Raw genomic sequence first — 4,841 nt, 5'->3', positions numbered from 1 at the left:
GTCGCACCGTGACTCCTGGCGCGCGGAGGTCGACGATGAACTGACTGAGGCCGTCGTGGCGGTGATCGGGATCCTGCGGTGCGGTGCGGACCAGGCAGATGAAGGCGTCGGCCCGATGCGCGCCCGACGTCCACACCTTGGCGCCGTCGATCTGCCAGCCGCCGTCGACCTTCGCCGCGCGGGAGCGCACGCTCGCGAGGTCGGATCCGGAGTCCGGTTCGCTCATGCCGATGCCGAAGAAGCACTCACCGCGCGCGATCGCCGGGAGGAAGCGGCGTCGTTGCAATTCGGTGCCGTACTTCAACAGCGACGGGACGATCTGCCGGTCGGCGATCCAATGCGCGGCGACCGGCGCCCCGGCCGCGAGCAACTCCTCGGTGACCACGTATCGCTCCACGTGGCTGCGCCCGTGCCCGCCGTACTCGATCGGCACCGTCATGCCGATCCAGCCCCGAGCGGCGAGTGCGCGTGTGAACTCCTCGTTCCAGCCGGTGAGCCAGCTGTCGACGGTGCGGCTGGTTCCTGCGGCCTGCTGCTCGCGAGCGAACGCGCGAACGTCGGCGCGGAGGTCGTCGAGTTCGTGGAGGTCGACGGTGCCGGTCGGCACCAGACTGTGCTTGCTCATGACCTCGACTATGGACGCAACGAGGCTTCTACGCAATAATAATCGTTAGATACGTATATACGTAGTGATCGGAAGAGTTGGATGACGACAGAGGGACTGCCCGCGGGACGGCGTGCGAGGGCGCATCATCGAACGGTCGACCGCGTGGCCGCGATCATGGAGACGGCGGCGCGATCCGGCTCCGACGGCGTCACGCTGACCGACCTCGCCGCCCAGGTGGGGGCTCCGGTCAGCTCGATGCAGGGCTTGGTGAACGGACTGGTGGCCGTCGGGTATCTGGACGAACGTGCGCGCCGATACGTGCTCGGCGGGGCGCCCTACCTGCTGAATCGGCTGGCCGGCCGGGCTGCCGTCGCCTCGGTGCGGCACGACGACCTCGAGTGGATCCACCAGCGAACCGGCCTGACGACGGTGCTGTCGATCGCAGTCGGATCGGGTCTGTTCTACGTCGACTACTGCTCCTCCGACCCGCGCTTCGCGTACCTCGCGGAGAATCACGTGCGGCGGTCGTTGACCCGGACGTCGTCGGGTTGGGTGCTGCTCGCCGACATGGACAAGCGAGACCTCTGGCCGCACCTGCGAGAGCTGGGCGACGACGACCCCGCGCTCGTCGACCGTTTCCTGGCCGCGCTTCCGGGCATCGCCGAGACCGGGATCTGCGCGGCGCCGCACGCCTCGCTCGACGGCGACGGCGCGGCGATCGCCGTCACCGAGGACGGTCGGACCGTCGCCGCGGTCAGCGTCATCGGCTCGCACGAGGAGGTCTCGGCACGCGCCGAGGAGTTGGTCGACATCCTCCGCGAGGCCGCGGATCGATGGCGAGACTAGCCCGGGAGTAAGTACCCGCCGGTGCGAGTGATCAGACGTTCACGCCGTAGGTGCTCGCGATCTCGAGCAGCCCGGGAAAGTACTCGGCTTTCGCATCGAGGATCCAGCGTTCGCCGTCGCGGACGATGGTCGCGTAGATCGCGCCGCGGCAGTCGTACAGACCTTCGGTGAGATCGAAGTCGACGATCCGACCGAGGCCGGAGTCGTCGATGGTCAGGCGTGCCGCCGAGAGGTCGCCGAACGCGCCCTTCCCGTCATAGACGGTGACGACGATCGCGATGGCGTCGACGTCGGCCCCGAGCGACGCCAGCTTCATCGTTAACTTCTCTTCGCCGGAATCGCTGAAGCGTTTCACCGCGCCGTCCGCAGCCTGCGGGTTGTTGAAGAAGACGAAGTCCGAGTCGCTGCGCACGCGGCCTGCGGAGTTCAGCAGGAGCGCCGCCAGATCGACGTCGATGGGGATGCTCGCGCCCGCGCCCGCACGCCACGTGGTGCGGACCGTGACGGTCGACAAACCGGAGGAGACCATGATTCGAGCCTAGTGGTTGAAACGGACGGGGGAATCGACCGGTGAGGCGAAGGTGACCGACGACGGCAGCCAGAGGCATGCGGTGGCGATCACGGACAGGACGACGATGGTCACCGCGATCGGATCGCCGCCGATCACCCCGAAGATCACCGCGAGCACCGTGAACGGAATCGCGGCGATTCGTGCCCACGGTGCGCCGCGCCAGATGAACCAGCAGAAGACGGCGTACACGACGACGGCGACCACGGTGAAGGCGACGCTGAGGAAGATCGCGGTCCCGCTCAGTTCGTTGACCGTGGTCTCGGCGATCGTCGAGCGGACGCCGGTCGGGTCGAGCGGAAGGTCGTTGACGCGACGCGCATCGTCGCTGACGTCGTTGACGGCGGTGATGGTCCGGACCAGCTGCGCGATGGACAGTCCGGCCGCGATCACGAGGCAGACGATCGAGGCGATGATCCCGATCGGCCGCCCGCGCAGACCGGTGGCCATCTGGACCGTCGGCGCCACCGGGTTCACGAACGGCGACGGGCCGCCCGCGGGCGGGACCGCGGGTCCGCCGAACGGGTTGTACGGCTGCGGCGGGGGCTGCTGCCCGGGAACCTGTCCGAACGCACCGCCGACAGTGGGCGGCGGCGTCCGTGGCGCGGACGGTCCCCCGGGCCCGAACGGCGCGGACGGTCCCCCGGGCCCGAACGGCGAGGACGGTCCGGGGCCGAAGGGATTGGGAGTGGTCATGGCGTCGGCTCCTCGAGAACGCCGGTGTTCGCCAGGAGCCAGCGGATCGGATCGGTGCAGCGGAACGGCGAGATCCCGTTGAGATGCAGCTTCTTGCCGGACGGCGATTCGCCCAGTGCGGAGACCGCGAAGAAGCGGTTGGCGTACTGCGTGCCGTTGACCGGGTTGCGCAGGGTGCGCAGGCCGACGCCCGCGCCCAGCCGCTGCAGCAGGCTGCGGACCTCGTGGTCCAGCAGCATGCCGTCGGTCTCGTTGTAGTGCCGCGACCGCAGGCCCGGGTCGCGGTTGAAGGCCGCGCCCGCGTTCGACATCACGTGGCCCCACGCCGAGTTCCGGACATGGGCGAGCTGCTGAAAGGCGTCGAACTTCGAGAGGATCACCGCGAGACGGGGCGTTCCGTTGCCGATCAAGCGCAGCACCGTGCGCAGCACGTCGCGCGGATCCCCGCCGAGGCCGGGCGGCTCGGGGATCAGGTCGCGAAGCTGGCTGGAGACCTCGTCGACGCGGAGCGGATCGAAGAGGAAGAAGACCGCGTCGGCGAAGGAGAAGAACGAGAGGGCGCGGTTGCCCACCATCTCCGGGTTCTCCATGTCCTCGCCCGCGACGTCACGGATCACGAGGAAGTGGGGCGGCCGCCCGTTCCACATCCCGAGATTGAAGATGAGCGGGATCTGGGTGTCGCTGACGGTGCTCGGCGTCGCCTGGACGATGCCCTGCTCGATGTAGAGCGGCTTCTCGTAGACCTCGTGGTACCGCGTCCGGGTGCTGTCGTCGGCGGGCAGCAGCTCCTGGCCGTACTGTTCGGCGAGCCGTTCCAGCTGCTTGATCAGCACCGCGATGTACACCGTCTTGCCGGTGTAGCGTGCCCCGGCCATCGCAATGCAGGTGGACGTCGAATCGAGCCATCTCTCGGGCAGCTCGTAGTGGCAGCGCGGGCAGACGATGTCGATGTCGGCGATGGTGGTGCCCTGGGGCAGGGGATTCCACTGCGCGCCGTCCGCGGGGCGCTCCGAGGTGTGCACCTGGCGTGAGGTGACCGGCCGACCGGTGAACTCGCTCGCGACGGGGTCGATCTCCGCCGGGGTGTCGTCCTTCATCATCCACGCGACCGAATCCCAGTTCAGCGGGACAAAGCAGCGTGGGCATTTGTTGGTGCCGGGCGCGGTCAACCGAGCACCCCCTGTTGCTTGAGCGGCGCCAGCAGCCCGGTGACGATGGTCGTGACCGCCTCCGCGTGCGCGCCCAGATGAGCGCGGATGTCGGTCGCGACCGACACCGGGCAGTTGGCCGCGGCGTCGCCGACCATGGTGTCCGCGGCGGCGTCGGACACCGACAGGGTGACGATCGGTCGATCCGGCGTGGTGGCGAGCACCGGCAGGGAGCCGATGCCGTCGGTGACGACCACCGTCAGCGTCCGCCCGGACACCGGAGCGGCCAGGGCTGCGCGGAGGTCGGGTGCGATGCCCAGGCCGGTGGGCGGGACGGTGGCGAGGGTGTCGCCGAGACTACCCGCGGTGGCGGTCTGGAAGGTGGTGAACGACGGGGCGGGGACCACGAACTCGATCGACGACTCGTCGCCGAGGACCGCTGCCATTCCGGTCACGATGTCGCCGCAGGCACCGACTGCGTTGCGGGCGAAGGCGGTCGCCATCGACGTCGAGGCGTCGACCACGCAGCGGACCTTGAGTTCTTTGCTCGCGCTCACGTGGTCGGCGCCGAGCACGCCGCGGCTGGCGATGCGCGCGGCGGCGGCGACGGGAGGCAGCGACGAGTCTTCGACCGCCAGGCGCGTGGTGATCGCGAGCTTTCCGTTCGCGTCCGGGGCGACGGACGCGAGGTCGACGAAGGCGAGTCCGGACACGTCGCGCGGGGCGAGGGTGGCGATGTCGCCGCCGGTGGTCGCCGCGTTCTCCGGCTGGATCGAGACGTGCAGAACCGTGCCCTGGGGAAAGCGTTCGAGACCGCGGTCGGGGACGGCTCCCACCGACACCGACTCGTCGATCGACGGCAGGATCATGAAATCGGGCGAGGTCTGGATGACGCGCACCGGATTGCCGCTGTCGGAGCGGGCGGCCAGGCGCGCCTGCGCTGCCGCCCCGGAGTTGGCGAGCCGAACGGCGAGCG

6 protein-coding genes are annotated in these 4,841 nt (G+C 69.3%); 1 reads left to right on the top strand and 5 read right to left on the bottom strand.

Features of this window, described 5'->3' with window-relative positions:
• A partial coding sequence (locus GX543_RS13485) for an acyl-CoA dehydrogenase family protein (RefSeq protein ID WP_290852557.1) occupies positions 1–625 on the bottom strand: 625 nt, incomplete at its 3' end.
• 81 nt (positions 626–706) lie between these two features.
• Between GX543_RS13485 and GX543_RS13480 the strand changes: the two genes are divergently transcribed.
• Positions 707–1,453, top strand: a complete 747-nt coding sequence (locus tag GX543_RS13480) for a helix-turn-helix domain-containing protein (RefSeq protein ID WP_290852556.1) — start codon at positions 707–709, stop codon at positions 1,451–1,453.
• Positions 1,454–1,484: 31 nt separating this feature from the next.
• Here GX543_RS13480 and GX543_RS13475 read toward each other — a convergent pair whose 3' ends face one another.
• From GX543_RS13475 to GX543_RS13460, 4 genes are all read right to left on the bottom strand, one after another.
• Positions 1,485–1,982, bottom strand: coding sequence for a TerD family protein (locus tag GX543_RS13475; RefSeq protein WP_290852554.1), 498 nt, complete (start codon positions 1,980–1,982; stop codon positions 1,485–1,487).
• 9 nt (positions 1,983–1,991) lie between these two features.
• Positions 1,992–2,717 carry a hypothetical protein gene (locus GX543_RS13470; RefSeq protein ID WP_290852552.1) on the bottom strand — a complete coding sequence of 242 codons (726 nt, stop codon included), beginning with the start codon at positions 2,715–2,717 and terminating at the stop codon, positions 1,992–1,994.
• Positions 2,714–3,817: a hypothetical protein gene (locus GX543_RS13465; RefSeq protein ID WP_290852550.1), complete on the bottom strand. Its 1,104-nt coding sequence runs from the start codon at positions 3,815–3,817 to the stop codon at positions 2,714–2,716. Before GX543_RS13465 ends, GX543_RS13470 begins: the two co-directional genes overlap by 4 nt.
• 65 nt (positions 3,818–3,882) lie before the next feature.
• The coding region (locus GX543_RS13460) for a hypothetical protein (protein WP_290852549.1) at positions 3,883–4,841 on the bottom strand (959 nt) is incomplete at its 5' end.

It is taken from the genome of Gordonia sp. (in: high G+C Gram-positive bacteria) (assembly GCF_012515855.1).
In the GTDB taxonomy this organism is placed as follows: Bacteria; Actinomycetota; Actinomycetes; order Mycobacteriales; family Mycobacteriaceae; genus Gordonia.
Note: the sequence above shows the minus strand (reverse complement) of the source record. Positions and strands in the feature narration are given on the sequence as shown.

Bases quoted from the DNA above. Each gene is read 5' to 3' on its own strand.
- GX543_RS13480 (WP_290852556.1), top strand. From the start codon at position 707: ATGACGACAGAGGGACTGCCCGCGGGACGGCGTGCGAGGGCGCATCAT.
- GX543_RS13475 (WP_290852554.1), bottom strand. From the start codon at position 1,982: ATGGTCTCCTCCGGTTTGTCGACCGTCACGGTCCGCACCACGTGGCGT.
- GX543_RS13470 (WP_290852552.1), bottom strand. From the start codon at position 2,717: ATGACCACTCCCAATCCCTTCGGCCCCGGACCGTCCTCGCCGTTCGGG.
- GX543_RS13465 (WP_290852550.1), bottom strand. From the start codon at position 3,817: ATGATGAAGGACGACACCCCGGCGGAGATCGACCCCGTCGCGAGCGAG.